The following is a 20,517-nucleotide window of genomic DNA, read 5'->3' on the forward strand; positions in this document are numbered from 1 at the left end:
GGGGGGGGGGGGGGGGCGGGGGCGGCGCCCCCCCCCCCCCCGCGGGGGGCGGGGGGGGGGGGGGGGGGGGCGGGCCGGGGGGGGGGGGGGCCCCCCCCCCCCCCCCCCCCCCCCCCCCCCCCCCCCCCGACTCCTGTGCTCGACCGCGCCGCTACAACGCCTCCACCGGGCTGGACCTGAACGACCTGAGCGACCTGAACCACCTGAACGAAGGATCGGAGACCACGACCGCATGGCCCGCAGGACGAAGGCCGAAGCCCGCCCGCCCCGGCGCAGGCGGACCCGCTGGCTGACGGCGCTGATCGCGACCGCGGTGTGCGCCGCCGTTGCGGGCGGTGTCGTCGCGTACGAGACCGTCTCCGACGACGCCTCGGAACGGCCGGTCACCACCGAGGAGGCGGGTCGGCTCGCGCTGTCCCGGCTGAACCTCTACCAGGCCAGCCCGGTGGGGGTGGTGCTCACCGCCGACGAGGGCGGGGGAGTGCGGATCCGGGTCGAGGGCGTCGTGGACTACCGCACCCACCGCGGCGTGGGCCGCTACCAGAGCACCGGTGCGAGCGGCCCGCTCGACCACGGCCTGGTGGTCTGGGACACCGGCGGCCTGGGCCTGGCCCCGGAACCCGCGGGCGAGGGCGACCAGAGCCCGCCCTGGCAGCAGGCCGAACACATTCCCCGCTCCGGCTGGTCGCCGCGCTCGTACACCGCCGACCCGCTGGACGCCGGTCTCCAACTGCTCACCCAGGTCGGCGCCGACCGCCCGGACAACCCGCTGCTCCTCGCCCAGTCCGGCGCCCGCTGGCTCGGCCAGGACCGGATCGACGGCCGCGGCTACGACCGCTTCGCCGGCCCGCGCGCCCAGGGCGCGGCACCTGACGGCAAGACCTCGCCGCTGACGTACTGGGTGGACGGCGACGGCAAGCTGCGCCGGGTCACCATGCGGATCGCCGGCCTGGGCACGCCGACCACCGTGGACTTCTCCGGACGCGACGCCGACGCCAAGCTCCCCGAGGCGCCCTGGCTGACCGGCTGACTTCGGTCACCCGGGCTCGGCGCCGCGGGCGGTTCAGTGGCCGCGGGCGATTCAGCGGCCGCGGGCGATCGCCAGACCGGCCGCCCGCCCGGAGAAGATGCAGCCGCCCAGGAACGTTCCCTCCAGCGCGTTGTACCCGTGCACGCCCCCGCCGCCGAAGCCGGCCACCTCCCCGGCGGCGTAGAGGCCGGGGACCGGGGCGCCGTCGTCCCCGATCACCCGGGAGTCCAGGTCGGTCTGGAGACCGCCGAGGGTCTTGCGGGACAGGATGTTGAGGCGCACGCCGATCAGCGGCCCGTGCGCCGGGTCGAGGATCCGGTGCGGCTTGGCGACCCGGGCGATCCGGTCGGTCAGCGACCGGCGGGCGTTGTGGATCGCCATCACCTGGGCGTCCTTGCTGAAAGGGTTGGCCAGTTCGCGGTCGCGGGCGACGATCTGCCGCTCGATGTCGGCGGCGTCGAGCTTCGGGCCGCGGGCGATCCCGTTCATGGCGGCGACGAGCTCGGGCAGGGTCCGGGCGACGACGAAGTCCTCGCCGTGTTGCTTGAACCGCTCCACCGGGCCGGGGGCGCCCTTGGCCAGCCGGCTCTTCACCGCGAACGTGAGGTCCCGGCCGGTCAGATCGGGGTTCTGCTCCGAACCGGAGAGCGCGAACTCCTTCTCGATGATCGACTGGGTCAGGACGAACCACGAGTAGTCGTGGCCGGTGGCCAGGATCTGCTTCATCGCGCCGATCGAGTCGGCGCCCGGCACGCCGGACATCCCGGTCAGCCGGCGGCCGTCGGCGTCGAACCACATGGAGGACGGGCCGGGCAGGATCCGGATGGCGTGGTCCGGCCAGACCGGGTCCCAGTTGTGGACACCCTCGGTGTAGGCCCACATCCGGTCGCGGTTGACCACTCGGCCGCCCGCCCGCTCGGTGATGGCCAGCATCCGGCCGTCGACGTGGGCGGGGACGCCGGAGATCAGGTGCTCGGGGGCCGGGCCGACCCGGTCCACCGGCCAGTTCGCCCGCATCAGCGCGTGGTCGTGCCCGATGCCGCCGGAGGTCACCACGACCGCCGCCGCCCGTTCCTCGAACGAACCGGCCACCTCGCGCGAGGACTTGACGCCGCGTTCGGAGTCGTCGGGCGCCAGCACCGCACCCCGGACGCCGACCACCGCGCCGTCCTCGGTGAGCAGCTCGTCCACCCGCTGCCGGAACGCGAACCGCACCAGCCCGGCGCGCTCCGCCCGTAGCACCGGGCGCAGGAACGCCTCCACCACCCCGGGCCCGGTGCCCCAGGTGATGTGGAAGCGCGGCACCGAGTTGCCGTGCCCGGTGGCCGAACCGGCGCCCCGCTCCGCCCACCCCACCAGCGGCACCACCCGGTGCCCGAGCTCGCGCAGGTAGCGGCGCTTGCCGCCGGCCGCCCACGCCAGGTAGGCATCGGCCCAGCGCCGCCCCCAGAGGTCCTCGTCGTCCGGCCGGTCGAAGCCCGCCGAACCGAACCAGTCCTGCCGGGCCAGCTCCAGCGAGTCCCTGATCCCGGCCCGGCGCTGCTCCGGGCTGTCGACGAAGAAGAGGCCGCCGAGCGACCAGAACGCCTGGCCGCCGAGGTTCCGCCGGTTCTCCTGCTCGAGGACCAGCACCCGCCGGCCGGCCTTCGCCAGCTCGTGCGTCGCCACCAGTCCGGCCAGGCCGGCACCGACCACGATCACCTCAGGCTGGAACGGCATTCAGCTCTCCCTCGGGGGAATCACCGTCGCCCGGTCGCGACGACTGCGCGCTCCCATGGTCGGGGGAGGCCGGGCCGACCGGCACTAGGCTTGTCACGTGGTGATGAAGAAGACTGTGCCACCAGCACAAGGCCTGGCGGCACAAGGTCTGCCGGCACAAGGTCTGCCGGCACAGGACCCGGCGGCACGAGGCCCTGGCCCTTCGACCGCCGACCGGCACGGCGCCGTGTCGCGGATCCTGGCGGACGAGACCGGGATGGTCGACGCCTTCATGGCCGCCATCGCCCGGGAGATCCCCGCCTACGCCAACCTCGACGCCCGCCAGCTGGAGGAGGTCCGCTCCATCATCGTCTGGACGCTCCGCCGGGTGCTCGAACTCTGGTCCGTGGACGGCGCGCTGGGCCCCGATGACATCCGGATGTTCCGCGGTGTGGGCGCGGTCAGGGCGCGTGACGCCCGTCCGCTGGCGGCCGTGCTGCGCGCCTACCGGGTCGCGGCGCTGGCCTTCTTCGACCGGATCGGGGAGCGCTTCGCCGACGCGGTCTCGGTGCGCGACCTCAGCGCGCTCGCCCGGGTGTGGCTGACGGTGCTCGACCAGTCCTCCGAAGCCATCTTCGACGGCTACGAGTCCACCGGGCGCATGCTCGGCGAGGACCGCGAGCGCTCCCTGCGCGGGCTCCTCACCGACCTGCTGCTCGGCCGGCAGAGCCACGCCGGCACCCTCCGCGCCCGGCTGCGCGAACTCGACGCGGAACTGCCGTCCTCCTTCGACCTGGTGGTGGTGTCCCCGGCGGCCACCGGGCCCGACGACGCGGAGCGGGCGGCGGCGCTGGTCACCGCGGCCCTGGACGCCCGGGCCGCGGGCGACGCGGCGGACCGCGAACTCACCTCGCTGCACACCGTCATGGACGGCGTCGGGGTCGCCCTGGTCAAGGCGGTCGACCCGGCACTGCTGGCCCGCCTGGCCGCCGGGCACGACCTCACCGGCGTCCTGCTCACCGGCGTCACCGCCGCCACCGCGCCGCGCGACCACCGGCTGGCCGTCCACGGCCTGCGGCACGCCTCGCCGCTGGTGTGGACCGAGCGCCGGGTGCTCGACCGCGGCGACCTGGAGGTGGTGGCCCTGGTCACGGGGCAGCCCGACGCCGATCCCGGGCAGGTGGCCGAAGCCGTGCTCGGCCACCTCGCCCAGGACGACGACACCCGGCGGACGCTCGACGCCGTCATCTACTCCGACGGTGCCCCCGCCGCGGCCGCCCGCCTCCACGTCCACCCCCAGACCGTCCGCTACCGGCTGAAGCGCCTCGCCGCCGCCACCGGCCGCGACCCGCGAACCCCGTGGAACCGCTTCGTCTTCCAGACCGCTCTGCTCGCGGGCGCCTCCCGGTGGCCCGGGGCCTGACGGGCCACCGGGGGCGGGACGCGCGCCGAGGGGGGCAGTCCGCCCCGGTGCGGCGGTCCGGGGACAGCACGTCCACCGGTGGACTCAGGTCAGGCGCGCCACCGCCAGGGGCAGCGCGCGGTCGAGCGCCGCCCCGGCGTCGCACGGCACGTCGGGCCGGACGCCGGTGCCCTCCCAGTTGGTGCCCGAGACCGGGTTGACCGCGCGGGCGACGGGCACACTGAGCTCCAGGTGCGGGTGCACCGTCCAGCCGTCGCGCGGGTGCGCGCCGCCCCGGGTGGCCTCCCCGACGACCTCGGCGCGCCCGAGCTGCTGCAGGTCGTAGGCGAGCTCCTCGCCCGCGGAGAAGGTGTTCCCGCTCGTCAGCACGTAGAGCGGCTTGTCGGCGCCGAAGCGGGCACCCGGTACGAACGGGGGCGTCCAGGACTGCTCGGCCACCTCCCCCTGCCGCGAGAGCATGGTGTTGAGGTGTGTGCGGCCGTCGAGCAGGTACCCGCAGACGAACGCGACCGTGTCCGGATCGCCACCGGTGTTGCGGCGAAGGTCCAGGACGAGGGCGCGGGCGGGGGCCACCAGGGAGAGCGCCGCGGCCAGTGGCTGCGCCGCCCAGTCCAGTGGGAACATCTTGGGTCCGATCTCCAGGACCGCGACGCCGCCGTCGAGGAGTTCCACCCGCGGAACACCGCCCAGGGAGGCGTCGAACTCCCTCCGCATCGCGGCGAGCGCCGCCGCGCCCCGCTCACGCGGCACCGGCACGGCGTGGTACTTCAGGGCCAGGTGCAGGTCGCCGTTGACGGACCGCAGATCGGACGTGACCGCTTCGGCCAACTCCTCGGCGGATCCGGCCCGGTAGGAGCCCTCGGCGCTCCGGCGCCGCAGCAGGGCAGCCAGTTCCCGGGCGGCATCGGGGAAGACGTAGTTCTCGCGGACCAGTTCGGCGATCGACTCGACGACGGCGACGGCGTCCAACGCGGGTGACGATGTGGTGGAGGTCATGGGAGGGAGTAGACCAGTGACTTGTCAAAGCGTCAAACGTACTTAACGCTTGATCCGGTGAGCCACCAACCAGACGAGAGCGTCCAGCGGATCAGCACGCCCCAGCAGCACACCGCACTCGCCCACCCCCTGCGCCAGCGCCTGCTCTTCGCCCTGAGCAGACGGCCGTCGACGATCAGCCGGCTCGCCGCGCAGCTGGGGGTGAACAAGGGCAGCGTCTCCCACCACCTCGGGGTGCTGTACGGGGCGGGGCTGGTCCAGGGCGCGGGAACGCGACGGGTGCGCGGCGGCACGGAGAAGTACTACCGGCGGACCGCCGAGCGGCTCCTCGTCGCCGAACCGCAGCCGGAGGGCACGGCCGCACTGTTCGGCGCCGTCGCCCAGGAGTTGGACCGCTCACCCGCCGATCATCTCCTGACCCTCCGTCACATCCGGCTCGGCCCGGCCAAGGCGGCGCGGCTCGCCGAGGCGCTGGCCGCGCTGGTCGACGAGACGGAGGAGGATCCGGAGGGCGAGCCGGTGCACGGTCTCCTGGTGACGCTCTACCAGCAGGCCGGGGCATAGGGTCGGCCCGCCGAGGGCGGGCGCTACGGCGTGAGCCGGGTCCGGAGTTCCCGCTTGAGCAGTTTGCCGCTCTGGTTGCGCGGCAGATCGGTGACGAAGTGGACGTTCTTCGGCACCTTGTAGGGCGCGAGGCGGCTGCGTACATGGGCGATGAGCTCCGCCGCCGTGGGGACGGCGGCGCCGGGACGGAGCACGACGAACGCGGTGACCGCCTCGATCCACTTCTCGTCGGGCGCGCCGATCACCGCGACCTCCGCCACGGCCGCGTGGCTGTAGACCGCCTCCTCGACCTCCCGGGAGGCCACCAGCACCCCGCCGGTGTTGATGACGTCCTTGATCCGGTCGATCACGGTCAGGTAGCCCGCCCCGTCGGAGACGACCAGGTCCCCGGAGTGGAACCAGCCGCCCCGGAACGCCTCGGCGGTCTCCTCCGGTGCGTCCCAGTACCCGAGGCACAACTGCGGTGAGCGGTAGACGATCTCGCCCGGGGTGCCGGGCGGCACCTCCGCGCCCTCGCGGTCGACGATCCGGGCCTCCACGAACAGCACCGGGCGGCCGCAGGAGGACGGCCGCTCCCGGTGCTCCTCCGGCCGCAGCACGGTGGCCAGCGGACCGATCTCCGACTGGCCGAAGCAGTTGTAGAAGCCGACCCCGGGGTAGCGGTCGCGCAGCCGGTCGAGCACGGCCACCGGCATGATCGAGGCGCCGTACTGGGCCTTGCGCAGCGAGGACAGGTCGCGCCGGTCGAGGTCGGGGTGGTCGGCCAGCGGGACCCACACCGTCGGCGCCAGGAACAGCGAGCCGACCCGGTCCTCCTCGATCCGCCGGAGCAGCTCGGGGATGTCCGGCGACTCCAGCAGCAGGACGGAGGCGCCGACGGCGAGGTAGGGCACGAGGAAGACGTGCAGGGCGGCCGAGTGGTACAGCGGCATGCAGATCAGCGGCCGGTCGTCCGCGCCCAGGTCGAGGGCGTGGATGCCCGACAGGTAGGCGTGCACCAGGGCGCGGTGGGGCATCTTCGCGCCCTTCGGCCGGGAGGTGGTGCCGGAGGTGTAGAGCAGCTGGACCAGGTCGGTGTCCCGCACCCCGGCGGCGGGTTCCGGCACCGGGCCGGCGAGCGCGGCGGCGAGGAGCCCGGAGCCCTCGTCCCGCAGCGGCACCACGTGCTCGACGCCCAGCCCGGCCCGGACGCGTTCGACCTCCGGCGCCAGCGCCGGGTCGCTGAGGACGACCCGGCTGCCGGAGTGGCCGAGCAGGTGGCTCAATTCCTCACCGGTGAGGGCGTAGTTGACCGGGACGTGCACCAGGCCGGCCCGGGCGCAGGCCAGGAAGGCGATCGCGTAGGCGTCGGAGTTGCGCCCGTACGCCGCGACCCGGTCGCCGGGGCGCAGGCCCAGCCCGAGCAGGTACCCGGCCGCGCGGCTGACCGCCTCGTCGAGCTGCCGGTAGGTCCAGCTGCGCTCGGCGAAGGTCAGCGCGGTGCGGTCGGGGGTCCGGCGGGCGCTGCGGCGCAGCAGCCCGTCGACGGTGCCGGCGCGGGGGTCGTCGATCATGCTCGCGGTCTCGCTCTCGGGGTCGGTCCGGATTCGCTTCGCGGTCGGTTCGGGTCGGTTCGGGTCGGTTCGGGTCGGGTCGGTGCTGGTTCGGTGCGCCTCCGGGCGGGGTGGGGTGGCGCGGACGGCCGGGGTGCAGGAGCAGCCTGCCCACTTCGGACCGGACGCACCAGTGTCCGAGCCCGGTGGGGTGTCCGACGGGCGGAGCCGGGTAGGCGCCATAGCCACCGACCACGGGAGGCCGCCATGGACCTCGCCTTCCTCACTCCGTTGCTCGACCGGCCCGGCCCCTGGGCCTCGTTGTACCTGGACACGTCCCGCGCCACCGAGGACGCCGCCCCGCGCCGGGCCCTGATCGACCGGGCCGCCGTCCACCGGCTCGCCGGCCTCGGCGTGGACGAGGGCACCTGCGACGCCGTCCGCGACCACCTGGCCGGCGAACCCGCGGCCGCCTCCCCACCGGGGCGGGCGCTGTTCGCCGCCGACGGCGAGGTCGCGCTGGACGTGCCCCTGATGGAATCGCCGCCCGACGTCGCCGCCACCTGGGCGCCCCTGCCGCACACCGCCCCGCTGCTCGGCCTGCTGGACGACGCCGCGCCGCGCTGCCTGGTGGTGGCCGTGGACCGCACCGGGGCCGATCTGGAGCAGCGCGAACTCGGCCGCTCCGAGCCGATCGGCACCGTCGAGGGCCGGCAGTGGCAGGGCCGCGGCCACCGCGCCCCGCCCGCCGACCGGTACGAATGGCACTACCGGCACCGCGTCGAGGACGCCTGGGAGCGCACCGCCAGGATCATCGCCGACCAGCTGACCAGGATCTGGTCCGGCAGCGGCGCCGGCCTGCTGGTGCTCACCGGCGACGTCCGCGAGCGCCGGGCCGTCCGCGCGCAGCTGCCCCCGCAGCTGCAGCCGGACACCGTCGAAGTGGACGGCGGCGGCCGGGCCGACGGCATCGCCCGGGACAGCTTCGACCGCCGGATCGCCCAGGCCTGGGAGGAGCACCAGAGCCGGCACCTGACCACCGTGCTGGACGCCTTCCGCACCGGCGTCGGCCGCCCCGGGGAACACGCCACCGACGCCGCCGGGACCGAGACCGCGCCCGGCGCCGCCGCCCAGGGCGTGCCCGCCGTGGTGACCGCCGCCCGGCAGCACCAGCTCGCCGCACTGCTCATCCAGCCGGGCGGGCACGACCCGGAGCGCCCGGTGTGGACCGGTCCGGAGCCGGAGCACATCGGCGTCCAGCGGGCCGAGCTGCGCGCCATGGGAGTGTCCGCCCCGCAGCAGGCCCCGGCCGCCGACGCCCTGCTGCGCAGCGCCGCTGCGGTCGGAGCCGAGGCACTGCTGGTGCCGGAGGCCGTACCCGGTCCGCCGGGCGGGCTCGGCGCCGTGCTGCGCTGGAACGCCTGAGCCGAACGGCCTGGCGGAAGGTACCACCGTTCGTATGCATTTGCCGGGCGGTGGAGGAGAATCTACGGGGCAGGGAGGGTGTTCGACCTGGAGGCCGGCCATGAAGAGCCTTGAACGCCGTTACGCGGTGACTCTGCCCGGGCCGATCGGCGGGCACGCCCCGCCCGCCGTCATCGTGGTGCACCTCACCGAGATCCTCGGGCCCGGCGGCGGGCCCGTCTGGGAGAACACCGACGGCGACTTCCGGGTGGAGATCACCGGTGAGGTGGCCACCGTCCTGACCGCGCCCGTCGGCTCCCCGCCGCACCCCTGCCTGCACGCCGTGCCCCTGCCCGACCGCGCCGCACCCCGAGCGTGACGGCGAGTTCTCCGCACGGTCGGCGGTCGGCCACGCCGGGGGGCGGTGGCGTGGCCGACGGGGGTCGCTGACTCCCGTCCTCTTCCCGTCCTCGGCGTCCTGCTCGGCTACGACTCCGTCACCGGAGACGACCAGGGGAACGGTCCGGGCGGCGCACGCGCAGCGCCAGGGCCGGGCACTGGTTCACGGCCCGGCGGGCGCCGTGTTCCTGCCAGGGGGCGACGGGGATGGTGGTCGACGCGGGGTAGCCGTGCGGGCCGAGCCGGACGAGGCCGGGAGCCAGGACGCCGCACAGTCCGTGACCGGTGCAGCGGGACCAGTCCACCTCCAGGTGGGTGCCTCCGGCGGGTGGCAGCGGCAGCACCTCGAGGACCGGCCGACCGCACCCCGGGCCGGCGAGGTGGGCTTCGAGGTCCTGGGCGAACACGTCGAGCGCGGTCAGCACGAAGCGGGCCGTGCCGTCCGGGTGGGAACAGGCGCCACCGCCCTGCGCGCCGCCGAGGGCCCGTCGAACGTCCTCCAGGGCGGCGGGCCCGCCGGTGCCGGCGGCCAGCGCACCGAGCGCCTCGGCGGCGTCGGGCAGTCCGCGTCGGCACGGCCCGCACTGCCCGGCCGACTCACCCGCCAGCCAGGCCGCGACCCGGGCGACCTCGCCGAGCGGGCACGTGGCGGGAGGGAGCGCGACGATCGCACCGGCGCCGAGGGTGCCGCCGAGTTCGGCGAGACCCGTGCGCGAGAGGGGCGCGCCGACGGCGTCCGCCGCGGCGAGCCAGGCGCCGTGATAGCCGCCCACCAGTACGCCGTCGCCCGGCCGCAGCCGGCACGTGTCCAGGACCTCCCCCAGCCTCGTGCCGAAGGGGACCTCGACCACGAGGGGGTCCGAGCCGGGACGGTTGACCGTCAGCAGGACCGTGCCCGGTTCCTCTCCGGTGCCGACGGCCGCGTACGGACCGGCCCCGAGCCGGGCGGCCACGGCGAGCTGCGCCCAGGTCTCCGCGTTCGACAGCAGGGTCGGGCGCCGCCGGACGCCGCCCGTCCCGCCCTCGGTCGCGCGGGCCCGCACCGCGGAGGGTTGCACCGCGAGCCCGTTGACCCCGCGGATCAGTGCGCTGGACTCGCCGGAGACGAAGCGTTCGGGAACGCACACGGTCCGGGCCGGGCACGGCAGCTCGCGCTCGGCGAGGGCGGCCGGGACGGAGGCCTCGCCGGGGCTGCCGGCGGCGACGCCGACGACGATCTCCTCGGCCCCGAAGGCGACCGCCGCGAGGACGGCGCCGTCGAGCACGAGGTGCGGGGCGCGGGCGAGCAGGACCCTGTCCTTGGCACTGGGGGGCTCGCCCTCCGAGCCGTTCACCACGATGACCGGGGCCGCCCCGGTGCGGGCGGCGGTGGCCACCGCCGCCCGGGCCTTGCGGGCGAAGGGGAATCCGGCGCCTCCGCGGCCGCGCAGGTCGACGCGTTCGGCCAGGTCCAGCAGGTCGTCGGGGGTGAGCCGGGGCAGCGGCGGGTGCACGCGGACGTGGGCGGCGAGGTCGAGGCGCTGGAAACGGTCCAGGCCGGCGGTCAGCCGGGCCGGCCCCAGGCGGCGCACCTGCGGCAGCTCGGACCGGGCGCTCACAGGCCACCGCCGGGCTGGAACAGCCCCGGGCGCGGGGGCGCGGCCGGCGCGGCGTGCCGCGGTCGCCATGGCACCGTGCCGGTGCGGGCTGCCGCGTGCGCCGTCGCCGCGTGCGCCGTCGCCGCGTACGCCGCCGCCGGGACCGGTGCGCCGGGCGGCTGGGCCTTCGAACGGCGCCGGTGCAGGGTGACGGTCCGGCGGTGACCCACCCAGGAGAGGCTCCGTACCAGCAGGGCGAGCGCGATCACGGCTGCGCACAGGCCGTAGCCCCACAGCACCCAGGCGTGTGCCGGGCGTCCGGCGGTCAGACCGTGGACCAGCGCGACCGGCCAGCAGGCGTACGCGCCCGCGTGCAGTACCCGCCAGAGCCAGGCGTGCCGGCTGCCCGCGAAACGTCCGCGGAACGCGCCCGTCGCCGCGACCAGGACGAGCAGATCGGCCGCCACGCTACCCAGACCCACCGCGACGGCGGTGCCGCCGGTGAAGGGCAGCACGGTGCTCCGCGGGTCGGCGCGGTGCTCGGCGACCTTCACCGCGATGTGCACGGCCAGGAACCCGAGTGCCGCGACGGCGGTCGCCCGGTGCACCGACTGGACGGCCACCCGCAGCCGCGGCGTCAGGACCAGGCGGTCGGTGGCGGCCAGCCCGGTCACGACCGCCGCAGTCAGCGAGAGCAGGGTGAAGACCCCGGCGAAGTAGTCCAGGAAGGCGACGACGTGGCGGGCCACGGCCGACGCGCCGTCGACCGCGGCACCTGCGAGAAGGACCGACGCGGGCATCTGAACACCTGCTTCCGTGGGTTCGGGCGACCGGCGGGGTGTGGGCCGGCAGCGGTGTCGGCTCGGCGGGACCGCCTCGAAGCCACATCGGAGGGCGCACCCGGCCGGGAGGCCGGTGGCACGGCTGGACGGGGCCCATTGTTAGCGGCGCCGGACCGGGGAGGAAGGTGCGCCGATACGACGCCGGGCAGTAGCAGGGCCCCGGGCCGCGCGTTTCCGCAGGTCGGGGGCGTCCTGGATCTACGGTCGGACGTAGTGGCTACCGGGAGTGACGTAACAGGGCTCACGCTCCGGGCCCCGCGGTCGGCGGCGAACGACCCGTCCGGTCGGTCGACGAGGTCGTCGAGCGGGCGGGCCGGGAAGAGCGCCGGAGCGGCGGCGTCGTGCTGCCGATGTCCCGATTCATCCCGCGGTGACCATGGCCGGTTCGCGCCGTGGCGAGACCATGGGTGTATGGCGAGAGAGACGGGCCCGGACCCGAGGGCTCCGGGCCGAGCGGGCGGTCGTCTGTGGCGGCCGCGTCCACGCCCCGTGCCGGAGGATCCTCCGGTGCGGCGGCTGCGGTCGGTGCTGAGCATCCGCAGTGTCGCGGGGCAGATGTTCCTTCTCCAGGTGTCGATCGTGCTGCTGCTCGTGGTGGCGGCGGTCGTCGCGCTGCTGATCGAGTCCCGCAGCGACCGGTTCGCGGCAGCGCGCGACCGTTCGCTCGCCGCGGCCGAGGCGTTCGCCCACGGCCCCGGTCTGGTGGCGACGATGCAGGGCCCCGATCCCAGCGCGGTCTTGCAACCGCTGACCGAAGCGGCCCGCAAGGGCGCCCAGGTCGACTTCATCGTGGTGACCGACCGGAACGGCATCCGCTACACCCACCCCGAGCCGGCGCAGATCGGCAAGAAGTTCGTCGGCACCATCGGGCCGTCACTCGAGGGGCGGATCACCGTCGAGCAGGTGCACGGACCGCTCGGCCTGGAGTACCAGGTGGTGGTGCCGGTGGAGGACAACCACGGCGGGGTCGTGGGCATCGTGTCGGCCGGGATGAAGGTCGCCAACGTGAGCAGCGCGATCGACCGCCAGCTGCCGGTCGTCCTGGGCGCCGGTGTCGTCGGGCTGGGCCTGGCCACGGCCGGGACGGCGCTGGTGGGCAGACGTCTCCTGCGGCAGACCCACGGCCTGGGGCCGGAGGAAATGACCCGGATGTACGAGCACCACGACGCGGTGCTGCACGCGGTGCGCGAGGGCGTGGTCATCGTCGGCGGCGACGGCCGGGTCCTGCTCGCCAACGACGAGGCGCGCCGGCTCCTGGACCTGCCCCCCGACCCCGAGGGGCGTCCCGTCGCCGACCTCGGCCTCGCGCCCCGCACGACCGAGCTGTTGCTGTCCGACCGCGCGGTCACCGACGAGGTCCTCCCCGTCGGCGACCGCCTGCTGGCCGTCAACAACCGCCCGACCGGCAGCGGGGGAGGACCTCCCGGCAGCGTCGCCACCCTGCGCGACTCCACCGAGCTGCGCGCCCTGGCGGGCAAGGCCGAGGTCGCCCGCGGTCGGCTCAGGCTGCTGTACGACGCGAGCATGGCCATCGGCAGCACCCTGGACGTCCGGCACACCGCCGAGGAGCTCGCCAGGACGGCCAGCCGGGAGTTCTGCGACTACGCCACCGTCGACCTCGCCGAGGAGGTCCTGCGCGGCGAGGAGCCGCAGACCCTGTCGGCCGGTGCCGAGGTGAGGCTGCTGCGGGTGGCCCTCGCGGGCGTCCGGGACGATTCGCCGCTGTACCCCCAGGGCACGCTGGTCCGGTGGGCCGGGAGCACCCCGCAGGCGGCGGGATTCGTCACCGGGCGGTCCGCACTGGTCCCCGAGGTGGCGACCGACGAGGGCTGGCGCAGGCAGGACGTCGAACGGACGCAGGCGGTGGTGGACTTCGGCCTGGCGTCGCTGATCTCCGTTCCGCTCAGAGCGCGGGGTGTGCTGATGGGCGTCGCCTGCTTCTGGCGCGGCCGGGACCGGGGCCCGTTCGAGGACGACGAGCTGTCCCTGGCCGAAGAGCTGGCCGCCCGGGCCGCCGTGTCCGTCGACAACGCCCGCCGCTACACGCGCGAGCACACCATGGCCGTCGCCCTCCAGCACAGCCTGTTGCCGCGCGCGTTGCCCGAGCAGAACGCCCTCGACGTCGCCCACCGCTACCTGCCCGCCCAGGCAGGGGTCGGCGGCGACTGGTTCGACGTCATCCCGCTGCCGGGCGCCCGGGTCGCGCTCGTGGTCGGCGACGTGGTCGGCCACGGCGTGCACGCGGCCGCCACCATGGGCCGGCTGCGCACTGCCGTCCAGAACTTCTCCACCCTCGACCTGCCGCCGGACGAACTGCTCGGGCACCTGGACGAACTGGTCGCCCACCTGGACCAGGAGACGGCCGCGGCCGGGGGCGAACTCGCGATCACCGGCGCCACTTGCCTCTACGCGATCTACGACCCCAGCACCGCCACCTGTGCGATGGCCCGGGCGGGCCATCCCCCGCCCGCCCTCGCCTATCCGGACGGCACGGTCGAGCTCCTCGGCGTCCCGAGCGGACCGCCGCTCGGCCTGGGTGGGCTGCCTTTCGAAGCCGTGGAGCTGCGACTGCCACCGGGGAGCAGCCTGGTCCTCTACACGGACGGCCTCGTCGAGGACCGCACCCGCGACATCGCGGCCGGCCTGGACGTCCTCATGAGCGTGCTGAGCCGCCCCGACCGATCGCCGCAGGAGATCTGCGAGGCCGTGATCGACGCCCTGCTGCCCGCCCGCCAGACCGATGACATCGCGCTCCTCGTCGCCCGCACCAGGGTGCTGGAGCCCGACCGGACCGCCGAGTGGGAGGTGGCCCCGGCCCCGGAGGCGGTGGCCAAGGTCCGCGCCGTGGCCACCCGACAGCTCGCCGAATGGGGTCTTGACGAGGCCGCCTTCGTCACCGAGCTGGTACTCAGCGAGCTGGTGACCAATGCCATCCGCTACGCCGCAGCGCCGATCAGGGTGCGGCTGCTGTACGTCGGCACGCTGATCTGCGAGGTCTCCGACGGGAGCAGCACCGCTCCGCACCTGCGCTACGCGGTCGCGGAGGACGAGGGCGGCCGCGGCCTGTTCCTCGTTGCCCAGCTCACCGAACGCTGGGGCGTCCGCTACACCCGCGACGGAAAGATCATCTGGACTGAGCAGCAGCTGCTGGACTGAGCGGCGACCGCTGGACTGAGCGGCAGCTGTCACGGAGTCCTCCGCTCACCGGGCCCGCGCGGCCGAGCGGCACGAGCGGCAGGTCGGACACTGGTGGCGTCACCCGGCGGAGCGTCGGGCACGGTGGGTGGCGACGCGGACGCGGGTGGCGCAGCGGGGGGTGCAGAAGCGCTGGGGGGTGCGGCGGCCGGTGTCGATGAAGAAGCGGTCGCAGTCCGGGGCGGCGCAGCGCCCCCAGGCGCAGGTGCCGCGGTCGCCGAGCCAGAGGCCGAGGGCGGCGGTGGAGAGCAGCCAGTGGGTGAGGCCGGCGTCGGCCGGGGCCCGGGTGTGGAGGGACCAGGGGCGGCCGGGGAGGCGGACGAGGTGCGGACGTGGCGGGTAGCGGTCGAGCAGGGCGTTGATCGTGGACGACCTGCTCGTCGAGGCGCACCCCCACGCCTCTCGCCACCCCAAGGCCGTGGCGTGTCCGCGCGTTCGATGGAGGTCTTCCGCCGCTGCGGCCTGGAGGAGGAGATCCGGGGGGCCAGGCTCCCCGCCTCGCAGGTGTACTTCTACCGCGGCCGCACCCTGGTCGATCCCGACTTCGTCCGTACCGGCGTGGCCACGCACGGGGGGAACGGCGCCGAGCGGACGCCCTCGCCCGGGCTGATCTGCTCCCAGGACGCCCTGGAGGCCGTGCTCGTCCACACCTACGAGGCCGAACGCCGTCCCGTCGCCCGACAGGTCATCGACATCTCCCTGGCCAACTCCCGCGCCCGCACCACCTACCGGATGGACGACGAGCTGCTGCTCACCGCCGCCTACGCCTCCACCGCGGTCCTCTCCGACACCCCGCCGCGCCCCGCCCTCGACCCCGAGCGCGAACACCCCGACGGCGCCCCCCGGAACCCGCCTCCCCCACCTACGCCTCGACGCCACCTCCACCCTGGACCTGGTCGGCCCCGGCTTCACCCCCTTCACCGCCCACCACCCGTGGCACCGACACACCGATGCCGCCACGGCGGCCGCCCTGCCCGTCAGTCTGCGCCTCCTCCCGACGGACCTGACGGGGCCGCTCGACCTCCCGCCGACCGGTGCCACCCTCGTCCGCCCCGACGGCCACATTGCCTGGAGGGCACGGGAGTTGCCCTCCGACGACGCCCAACTGCCGGACGTCCTACGGCGGATCCTCGCTCAGCGCTGAGCCGCCCGCGCCCACGCTCACGAACCGGGTGTTGCAGGGCTGTTGCGCGGGGAGTGATGCGGCTCACGGTCACCCCCGGGTGGTTCGTGATCGGATGGTCGGATGGGTGAGTTCGAGAAGGTCGGTGCGTTGCTGGCCGTGGCGCTCGCGGGAGTGCTGTTGACGGGGTGTGGGTCCCAGGCGGGCGGTACGGCGGGGGCCCGGAAGGCCACCGGTGGCGCCGGGCCGTGCGGGGTGGGGTCGGCTTCGCCCTCGGCGGCGGCGAAGAGCGGGGTGCGGGTCACCGCGGTCGGGCCGGTGTGTGCGGAGTACGAGGTGACCAACGGCGCGGGCGAAGCCTCCGACGTGACGGTGGTCTTCAGCCGGACGGGCGCCTCCGGGGGCGCGGTGGACACCGTGACCAGGACCGTCGAGGGGCTTGCGCCGGGGGCTGTCGGGAAGGGGCGGGTCGAGCTGGGCGGGATGGCCTCGGGGGTGAAGGTCCTCACGGTGCGCAGCGTGCCGAGCGCCGAGGCGCCGCGCTCGGACGGCCCGTGCCCGGAGTCCGGGGTGCGGGTGGGTGTGGACCGGGGGGACGCGGCGATGGGGCTGCGGGTGGTCGGGCTGCACCTGAGCAACTGCGGGACGGCCGCGGTGACCCTGGACGGGTACCCGGAGCTGCACGTGCTCGACGTGGACCACAAGCCGGTCGACGGGGTCCAGGTCGTGCACGGTGGCGCTCGGATCGCGAGCGGTACCGGCGCGGACGACCCGCCGCGGGAGTTCGCGCTGCAACCGGGGGAGGGTGCCCGATCCACGCTGGTGTGGCGCAACACCACCGAGGGCGGCGCCCCGGTGAACGCCCCTTATCTGCGGGTGCGCGCCACGCCGGGTGCGGCACCGGTGATGGTGACGCCGGAACTCGACCTGGGCACCACCGGGCGCCTCGGGGTCGGTGCCTGGATCAGGGATGACGCGGCGCCTTCGGCAGTACGTTGACGATCACCTTGCCGTGGAACCAGCTCCGTCGCGAGGTCCACGTGCGGCCCACCGCGCTGTCGTGAGCGCGACCGCCTCCGCGAGCACGACCTCCGCCGCCGCCACCGCCATCGCCCGGGGCGGTGGCGGTGGCGGACGCGGACGTGTGACCGGGGCAGCGGCCCGTCAGGCCAGCGCGGCCTCGACCAGGTCGGCGGCCCTGGTCACGCTGGCGCCCGCCCGGACCTCCTCGCGCAGTTCCGCCAGCCGGGCCGTCACCTTCGGGTCCCCGGTCAGCTCCATTACGGCGGAGCGCAGTGCGTCGGGGGTGGCCCGATCGGTGTCCAGGCGGCGGGCGACGCCGAGTTCGACCAGCCGGTCCGCGTTCTCGAACTGGTCGGCGGCCTGCGGCACCGCGACCATCGGCAGTCCGCAGTACAGGCCCTCGCTGCACCCGCCCATCCCGGCGTGGGTGATGAACGCGTCGGCCTGCCGGAGCACCGCGAACTGCGGTATCCACGGGTGCACTTCGACGTTGGCCGGAACCGGGCCCAGCTCGGCCGGGTCGGTCGACCTGCCGATCTGGAGCACGACGTGCCAGCCGGGCAGATCGCCGAACGCCTCCAGGCACGCGCGGTAGAAGGCGGGCTGGTGGGTGAAGGCGGAGCCGAGCGAGACCAGCAGCACCTTCTTCGCGTCCTGCGGCCGGGTCCAACTCCCCTGGTGCTCCCGGTCGCCGAGGCAGGGACCGGCGAAGGAGAAGACCTCGGGGTCGACCTCGTCCATCCTGGACTGGAGGGCCTGGGGGATGAGCGCGATCCCGCGGTCCGGCCTCAGCATGTACGTGAACATGTCGCGGGCCGGCACCCCGTTGTCGACCAGCCACCGCGCGAACCGCTCGGGAACGCCCTCCGCCTCCAGTGCCTTCAGGACCGTCCGGAACGGCTCCGCCTGGGGATCCGCCGAGGCGACCCGGGACGGCGAGACCAGCATGGACGGCACGCCCCAGCCGTCGGCCAGGACCCGCCCCGCGTACGCCATGAAGTCGTACAGGACGAGGTCGGGCCGATCGCCCTCGAACACCTCCCGCATCCGCGGGAGCATCGCCCGCGCCTCGTCGAAGATCATGCCGTGCACATTGGTTCCGGGTTCGACGGCTCCGTTGATGAAGGTCAGGCCCGTGGCGTGGGGCACGAACCGGGCGCCGGTGGCCTCGATCTGCTCGGCGAACGACGGGTCGTTGACGTAACTGACCCGGTGGCCACGGGCGACCAGCTCCCGGATCACCTCCAGGCTGGGATTCACGTGGCCGTGCGCCGGGATGTTCACCATGGCGATGTGGGCTGGACCGGGCATGGTCGGTACCTCTCCTCGTAGGTCGTCACGAGTTGCGTTCTTCACGTGCCTGACGTTACGTCAAGTGCTCCTCGACGACCGTGTGCAGGGTGGTGATCCGGACGACCGCGCACGGCGGCCCGGTGGTCGGGGCTGTCGACTCCCGTGCCGAGCCGCCGTGTCGGACCCTGACCTGGCACGGCTGTCAGGAACGCCAGACGGGGGCGGTCGCGATCGCAGGGCGGCGGCCGTCTCCTCGACGCTGCGGTCCTCCCAGAAGCGCAGCACCAGCACGGCGCGGTCCGGCGCGGGGAGTTCGGCGAGGGCGCGCAGCAGCGTCAGCCGCAGGGCCGGGTCAGGGTCGTGCACGCCGACCTCGGGGAACTCGTCGGTGACGCGCTCGGAGGCGCTGCGCTTGCGCCGGTACGACAGGTAGGTGTTGACGAGGACGGTCTGCGCGTAGCCGCTGGGGTTGTCCAGCCGGGACACCTTCCGCCACTTGAGGTAGATCCGGCCGAGCGCCTCCTGCACGAGGTCCTCGGCGAGGTGGGCGTCACCGCCGGCGAGCAGGAAGGCGGTGCGCAGCAGGTACCGGGCGCGGGAGGCGACGAAGTCCGGGAACTCCGGCCAGGGTGGTTCGGCCGATTCTTGATCCATACCTTGCTAACGCGGTGGGGCCGTGGTCATGTGACAGTCCGATCATCAGGAAGGCGTAGGACGATCCCCGCCGGACGATCGGCGGCTGGGGTCAGCCGCCTGCCGGTGCCGAACCGGCGACGTGGCAGGGGGATCAGGTCGAACGGTCGGCGCGGCGCAGGACCGCGGTGCCCAGGGCGAGCCAGCCGGCGGCGAGGAGCCAGCCGCCGAGGACGTCCAAGGGCCAGTGCACCCCGAGGTAGATCCGGCTGAGGCCGACCGCGGCCGCGAACACGACGGCGAGCGCGGCGGCGGTCCGGGCGGCCGTCGGGCGGGCCCGGGTGACGGCCAGGGCGAGCAGGCCGGCGCAGGCCGCGGAGGTGAAGGAGTGTCCGGAGGGGAAGGAGAAGCCGGACGCGTCGGCCGCCCACTGCGGGCGCGGTGGCCGCGGGCGGGCGAAGAACTGCACCAGGCCCAGGCGCAGGAGTTGGCCCAGGCCCAGCCACAGCAACGGGGCGAGGAACAGCACGGCCGCCCGGCGCGGTGGCCGGGATGCGGGCAGGGCGCGGAGGGCGACGGCGCCGGCGGCCAGGGCCAGCAGGTAGGGCACCGCGCCGGAGCCGAGCGAGGTGATCGCGACGGCAACCGTCCGGGCGGCGGACGGCCGGTGTGCGGCGGACCAGTCGTCGGCGTCCCGCTCGAAGCCGTACGGTGCCCAGCTCTGCTCGGCCAGGAGCGCGGCCAGGGCCGCGAACAGCAGCAACGCGACTCCGGCCACCACCGGCCACCGGCGTGGGCGGTCGGGCGGGCGGACCTTCGGCGGGCTCGGCAGGTGGCTCATCGTTCCCTCGGGGCGGGGTGCGGGTGGATTCCCGGTCCCATGCTGGGGGTCACGGCGTTCGGCCCGGAACTCAGCCACACCGAACCGCTGTCGGACGGTCAGTTTCCGGGACGGAACATGCCGACGGAATCGTGGGGGGCGGTCTCCACGAAGCCGAACCGCTCGTAGAGGATGCGCGCCGGCCCGTCCGCGATCAGCGAGACGTAGGCGGTCGCGGGCGCCCGGCGGTCGAGTTCCTCGGTGAGCGCGGCCACGATGCGCTTGCCGAGGCCCTTCCCCTGGTGCGCCGGATGCACACAGACGTCGACGATCTGGAACGCGGTGCCGCCGTCGCCGATGATCCGCCCCATGCCGATCGGCTCGCCCTCGTGGTGCAGCAGCACCCCGTACCAGGTGTTGGGCAGGCCGGCGGCGACCGCCTCCGGGGCGCGGTCGGAGAGGCCCGCGTCGGTGCGCAGGCGGCGGAAGACCTCGACGGTGGGGACGTCCGGGCGAATGTCGTAAGGGTCATTGATGCTGTTCATGTATTACATCCTACAGGTAAGGGCTCCAGTCTCCCGGGTCTCGTCGACATGCCCTCGATCGGCTGCTTCCCCGGCGGCGGCCCGACCCGCGAGGCTTCCGTCGGATTCCGCCGGGCCGCGCGACCGCACGACCCGCCGCAATGGGGAGGACCCGCCACCGTGTCCAACGGGTACCGTCGACGGCTGCTGACCGGCGCCGTCACGCTCACCGCGCTCGGCCTGACCACCACTCAGGCCCTCGCCGCACCCGGCATGTCCGACGCCCGCCCGCGCCAGGCGCAGCACCTGGCCGAGATCGGCCGGCAGCACGCCGCCAAGGTCCGACTTCGGCGGCGACGGTGGCGACACCATGGTCGACCCGGACAACGGCTGCAACATCGCCGAGGAGTACGTCTACCTCGACATGTGGGTCACCCAGAA

Annotated in this window: 17 protein-coding genes and 1 pseudogene; 8 read left to right on the forward strand and 10 right to left on the reverse strand. The window is 74.7% G+C overall.

Features of this window, described 5'->3' with window-relative positions:
* Nucleotides 1-232: 232 nt before the first annotated feature.
* Complete coding sequence (locus ACH4J0_RS30320) at nt 233-1,030, forward strand: hypothetical protein (protein ID WP_396243841.1); 798 nt, start codon at nt 233-235, stop codon at nt 1,028-1,030.
* Nucleotides 1,031-1,081: 51 nt separating this feature from the next.
* Here the strand turns inward: ACH4J0_RS30320 and ACH4J0_RS30325 are convergent, their stop codons facing one another.
* Nucleotides 1,082-2,749, reverse strand: a complete 1,668-nt coding sequence (locus ACH4J0_RS30325) for an FAD-binding dehydrogenase (protein WP_396243843.1) — start codon at nt 2,747-2,749, stop codon at nt 1,082-1,084.
* A gap of 226 nt (nt 2,750-2,975) precedes the next feature.
* Here ACH4J0_RS30325 and ACH4J0_RS30330 point away from each other — a divergent pair, with 226 nt between their 5' ends.
* Nucleotides 2,976-4,151, forward strand: a complete 1,176-nt coding sequence (locus ACH4J0_RS30330) for a helix-turn-helix domain-containing protein (RefSeq protein ID WP_396243845.1) — start codon at nt 2,976-2,978, stop codon at nt 4,149-4,151.
* 84 nt (nt 4,152-4,235) lie between these two features.
* Here ACH4J0_RS30330 and ACH4J0_RS30335 read toward each other — a convergent pair whose 3' ends face one another.
* The gene (locus ACH4J0_RS30335; protein WP_396243847.1) at nt 4,236-5,147 is read right to left on the reverse strand and encodes a S41 family peptidase; all 912 of its coding nucleotides are present in this window, start codon (nt 5,145-5,147) and stop codon (nt 4,236-4,238) included.
* A 57-nt stretch (nt 5,148-5,204) separates the two neighbouring features.
* Here ACH4J0_RS30335 and ACH4J0_RS30340 point away from each other — a divergent pair, with 57 nt between their 5' ends.
* Nucleotides 5,205-5,711 (forward strand): ArsR/SmtB family transcription factor, encoded by a 507-nt coding sequence (locus ACH4J0_RS30340; protein WP_396243849.1) that lies wholly within the window; start codon nt 5,205-5,207, stop codon nt 5,709-5,711.
* Nucleotides 5,712-5,734: 23 nt separating this feature from the next.
* Here the strand turns inward: ACH4J0_RS30340 and ACH4J0_RS30345 are convergent, their stop codons facing one another.
* Nucleotides 5,735-7,264, reverse strand: a complete 1,530-nt coding sequence (locus tag ACH4J0_RS30345) for an acyl-CoA synthetase (RefSeq protein WP_396243850.1) — start codon at nt 7,262-7,264, stop codon at nt 5,735-5,737.
* Between the two features lie 246 nt (nt 7,265-7,510).
* On the opposite strand from ACH4J0_RS30345, the gene ACH4J0_RS30350 reads away from it, so the two are divergent.
* Nucleotides 7,511-8,668 carry a hypothetical protein gene (locus ACH4J0_RS30350; RefSeq protein ID WP_396243851.1) on the forward strand — a complete coding sequence of 386 codons (1,158 nt, stop codon included), beginning with the start codon at nt 7,511-7,513 and terminating at the stop codon, nt 8,666-8,668.
* 100 nt (nt 8,669-8,768) lie between these two features.
* The gene (locus ACH4J0_RS30355; RefSeq protein ID WP_396243852.1) at nt 8,769-9,026 is read left to right on the forward strand and encodes a DUF6296 family protein; all 258 of its coding nucleotides are present in this window, start codon (nt 8,769-8,771) and stop codon (nt 9,024-9,026) included.
* A 118-nt stretch (nt 9,027-9,144) separates the two neighbouring features.
* Here the strand turns inward: ACH4J0_RS30355 and ACH4J0_RS30360 are convergent, their stop codons facing one another.
* The gene (locus tag ACH4J0_RS30360) at nt 9,145-10,644 is read right to left on the reverse strand and encodes an NADH-ubiquinone oxidoreductase-F iron-sulfur binding region domain-containing protein (protein ID WP_396243853.1); all 1,500 of its coding nucleotides are present in this window, start codon (nt 10,642-10,644) and stop codon (nt 9,145-9,147) included.
* On the reverse strand, nt 10,641-11,423 hold the full coding sequence (locus tag ACH4J0_RS30365) for a hypothetical protein (protein ID WP_396243855.1): 783 nt from the start codon (nt 11,421-11,423) through the stop codon (nt 10,641-10,643). Before ACH4J0_RS30365 ends, ACH4J0_RS30360 begins: the two co-directional genes overlap by 4 nt.
* Nucleotides 11,424-12,020: 597 nt before the next feature.
* Here ACH4J0_RS30365 and ACH4J0_RS30370 point away from each other — a divergent pair.
* Entirely contained in the window at nt 12,021-14,621 is a 2,601-nt protein-coding gene (locus tag ACH4J0_RS30370; RefSeq protein ID WP_396243874.1) for a SpoIIE family protein phosphatase, read from the forward strand.
* Nucleotides 14,622-14,720: 99 nt separating this feature from the next.
* Here ACH4J0_RS30370 and ACH4J0_RS30375 read toward each other — a convergent pair whose 3' ends face one another.
* Complete coding sequence (locus ACH4J0_RS30375; RefSeq protein WP_396243857.1) at nt 14,721-15,074, reverse strand: CGNR zinc finger domain-containing protein; 354 nt, start codon at nt 15,072-15,074, stop codon at nt 14,721-14,723.
* A gap of 439 nt (nt 15,075-15,513) precedes the next feature.
* Here ACH4J0_RS30375 and ACH4J0_RS30380 point away from each other — a divergent pair.
* Nucleotides 15,514-15,804 (forward strand): annotated as a pseudogene (locus ACH4J0_RS30380) (hypothetical protein); the annotation flags it as partial.
* Between the two features lie 102 nt (nt 15,805-15,906).
* Nucleotides 15,907-16,782 carry a DUF4232 domain-containing protein gene (locus ACH4J0_RS30385; protein WP_396243858.1) on the forward strand — a complete coding sequence of 292 codons (876 nt, stop codon included), beginning with the start codon at nt 15,907-15,909 and terminating at the stop codon, nt 16,780-16,782.
* A 165-nt stretch (nt 16,783-16,947) separates the two neighbouring features.
* On the opposite strand, the gene ACH4J0_RS30390 is transcribed toward ACH4J0_RS30385, so the two are convergent.
* From ACH4J0_RS30390 to ACH4J0_RS30405, 4 genes are all read right to left on the reverse strand, one after another.
* Complete coding sequence (locus tag ACH4J0_RS30390) at nt 16,948-18,117, reverse strand: macrolide family glycosyltransferase (RefSeq protein WP_396243859.1); 1,170 nt, start codon at nt 18,115-18,117, stop codon at nt 16,948-16,950.
* A gap of 60 nt (nt 18,118-18,177) precedes the next feature.
* Entirely contained in the window at nt 18,178-18,753 is a 576-nt protein-coding gene (locus ACH4J0_RS30395; RefSeq protein WP_396243860.1) for a sigma factor, read from the reverse strand.
* 133 nt (nt 18,754-18,886) lie between these two features.
* Nucleotides 18,887-19,573, reverse strand: a complete 687-nt coding sequence (locus ACH4J0_RS30400; protein WP_396243862.1) for a phosphatase PAP2 family protein — start codon at nt 19,571-19,573, stop codon at nt 18,887-18,889.
* 98 nt (nt 19,574-19,671) lie between these two features.
* Complete coding sequence (locus tag ACH4J0_RS30405; protein WP_396243863.1) at nt 19,672-20,097, reverse strand: GNAT family N-acetyltransferase; 426 nt, start codon at nt 20,095-20,097, stop codon at nt 19,672-19,674.
* Nucleotides 20,098-20,517: the final 420 nt, after the last annotated feature.

The organism is Kitasatospora sp. NPDC017646 (genome assembly GCF_044329365.1).
Lineage (GTDB): Bacteria > Actinomycetota > Actinomycetes > Streptomycetales > Streptomycetaceae > Kitasatospora.